A 3,177-nucleotide genomic window follows, 5' to 3' on the forward strand; every position below is an offset into this window, starting at 1 on the left:
CTGGAAGGGAGAGGAGAGCATCAAGCTCTCCACCGAATATGGTGGCAAGACCCAGCTCAACCTTGGCTACCTCGTTGATCGCAACAAAAAAAAGCGGGGGGAGGGCTTTGAGCTGCGTACAGACGCCTGGGGAGCGATCCGGGGTGGCAAGGGGCTGTTCCTTTCGGCGGACGCGCAGCCGAATGCTGGCGGCGAGCAACTTGCCATGTCAGATGCCGAAGATACGCTGCGGCAAGCCATGGACATGATGCGCAGCCTCAACGATTCCGCAAATGCCGCCAAAGCGTGGCTTGCGCAGATCGACCAGCAGCGCGCCTTGATCGAGCAGACGCTTACGCAACTCAAGGCGCCTGCGATCCTCGCCAGCGCGCCGAAAGGCATTGGCATTGCCAGTGGGCGGGACATGCAACTCGCTGCGAGCAAGCAAATCTTCATGACGGCTGGCGGTGGCCTGGACATCGGGGTAATGAAGCGCATCACTGCCGCAGCCGGCGAGGCCATCTCCCTGTTCGCGGCAAAGCTGGGTATCCGGATCTTCGCTGCAAAGGGCAAGGTGCAAATACAAGCCCAAGGCGATGCGCTGGAGTTGATGGCACTCAAGAATGTTGCTGTCAGTTCCTCGACTGGCGAAGTCATGATCACCGCCTCGAAGGGCATCACCCTCGGCGATGGCGCGGGCGCATACATCCGGATTGCAAACGGGAAGATCGAACTCGCCAGCCCCAGCGGGGAGGTCAACGTCAAGGGCAACTTGCGTACCGACGATCCCGCCGGCGGCAACTTTGCCTTCCCCGCCTGGGAGGCCGCCCCGCTGCAAGACGTGAAGCGCAACATGAAGTTCGGGTTCTCTGAATAAGCAGGCCATGGCAACGACGACACCACAGCAGCCGGCCAAGACTCCGGTGAAGAAACTGAACTTTGCATACCCGTTCCGCAAGGCTCCCGAAGCCCCCGGCAAGCCATCGGCCGACTTTGCCGACCAGCACGAATTTCACCGGCTGCTACGCAAAGAGCCTGGTGGCGCATACGCCGTCAGCCGGAAAGGACTGTGGCACGGCGGCATCCACATCACTGAGGCAGGCGCCGGTCAGTCACTCGACCTCACGCATGGCGTGCGCTGCATGGCCGACGGAGAGGTGGTTGCCTGGCGCGTCAACCGGACCTACCTGCCCAGCGAAATCCCGGAGCAGGGTGACAAGGCCGCATTCAGCGCCAAATTCAGCACGGGCTTTGCGCTGGTGCGTCACGTGATGGAGTTTCCGAAAGACAACACGCTGACTTTCTTCAGCCTGTACATGCATCTGCAGGATTTCGCCAGTTATGAAGCGGACAAGGCATTGCCACGGCCTTCGTACTGGATAACGTGGCTCCGGGTCACGGATGTCGCCAGCGACAAGCCCGATGCCAGTGCGAGTGGGGTGGGCGCTCCCGCCGAGCAAACCGGATTGCGCGTCCGCACCTCCAAGCCAGGAGGAACGATCCTTGGCATTCTGCCTCGTGGGGCGCAGTTCAGTCTTCTGAAGCGGGACGGGAACTGGGGCCAGATCGAGTCCGTGCATGTGTCGGCCATGGTTCCGCCCAAAGTCGGCGGGTATGTCGCGCCGGACGCTGCGGAGAAGGGATGGATCTATCTCGGCAAGGAGAGCGGCGCTTACGTTGTCGAGACCGTTATGCCTGATACCTCGCTGGATCGTGTGGTCGCACCACCCAAGCCGGTTCCAGTCAACGCAGGCGATATCATCGGCCACATCGGACGGTTTGATTCGCTCAGCGAACGGGTCCCAGCCCGCATGGTCCATCTGGAGATGTTCTGCGGCGACAGCATCCAGTCGTTCATYGAGACGAGCCGCGCATGGGTGACCGAAAACGGCGCAAAGCCGAAAGCGTGGGAGCAATTGGCGCTGCCGGCCGACCCCACGATTCTACGGATCGACCGGCGGACGACGCTCTACAAGAACCCGAACCAGCAAGGCCAGGACGCGCCTCTGTCCGATGTTGTGCAGGCATATACGCTGGCGGAACTCGGCCAGCGTAACGAAAAGCCACACACCGAGACCAGCGCGGGCAGTGACGGCGAGAAGATGCGCTGGTGGAAGGTTGACAGCGCGGACGTACGTCGCCAGGACATCACCGGCTGGGTGCGCGAGCAAAACTTCGCGGGAGGGCGGATCTCGCGCGAGTTCGCGCAGAAATGGGTGGACTTCGAGATCCTGCATGACCCGCACGACTCCACCCACACCATCTTTGCCTCGACGCAGGCGTACGTCGACTACGCGACCGGCGCAGACGTCCCGAACGCCGGCGCCATCGACAAACTCAACCCGCTGATGCAAGCCGTTTGTCGGCAGCTATATGCGACAGGCGATGGCAGCCAGGCGGCGAACGACCTTTGCGTTGCCTCCCAGGACGCATGGGCGGCAATGCGGGCATCGCGGCTCATTGTCAAGCATGAGAGCGAATGGGCGAATCCGGACAAGTGGAATCAGCTCATTACCGAGATCGAGAAAAAGGTCGGGCCGGATGAGGCTCATGAGGCCGAACGCAAGCGCATCCAGGCGCTGGCCTGGTGGGATGCCGTGAAGGAAGATTTCCCCGCCCTTCCGGCTCCGCAGGTGTTTCATATTCATCCGATTGGGATTATTGGGAATTTCGATAAAGGAAAATTTCAGTTCACCCTGACCATGATGCATAGACTGTTCCCTCACGCAAACCGCGACGCACTCCAAGAAGTGGCCGACGAACTCAATGCTCATCTTCAGGCCTACAAACTCGATACACCGCTTAGACGAGCACATTTCTTTGCTCAAGTGATGCAGGAAACTGGCTCCTCGCTTACTCGCGAAGAGGGATTTATCTGGAAAGCAAGCTCGTTAATCGCAAAATTTTCCTATTTTCATAATCATCCCGATCAGGCGAACGCGCACGGCTACCATCACGTAAGGCCAATCAAAGCGGATGGCACGAGTATGAATCAAGTTGACTTTGAAGCAATCGCCAACGGTGCATATGGCGGACGTGCTGAACTGGGTAACGGAAACTACGCTAGTGTCCCGCGTCAGAAGTTCCTTGCATTATTGACGCCACGTTGTAGTCTGCGTTGAAGGCACGCAAACGGCGAGGCGGTGATGAGAGGAAGACCAAAGGCGGAACTCGTGTTGAATGAGGTCGAACGTGAGC

General features: G+C 59.6%; 2 protein-coding genes. Both read left to right on the forward strand.

Annotation, left to right across the window (positions count from 1 at the left end):
• A partial coding sequence (locus AC1DKD_RS40305; RefSeq protein ID WP_477144656.1) for a DUF2345 domain-containing protein occupies positions 1-856 on the forward strand: 856 nt, incomplete at its 5' end.
• 7 nt (positions 857-863) lie between these two features.
• Entirely contained in the window at positions 864-3,101 is a 2,238-nt protein-coding gene (locus AC1DKD_RS40310) for a chitinase (RefSeq protein WP_441637540.1), read from the forward strand.
• The last annotated feature ends 76 nt before the right edge of the window (positions 3,102-3,177 follow it).

The sequence above is a fragment of the Cupriavidus sp. 05T313 genome, from assembly GCF_056396665.1.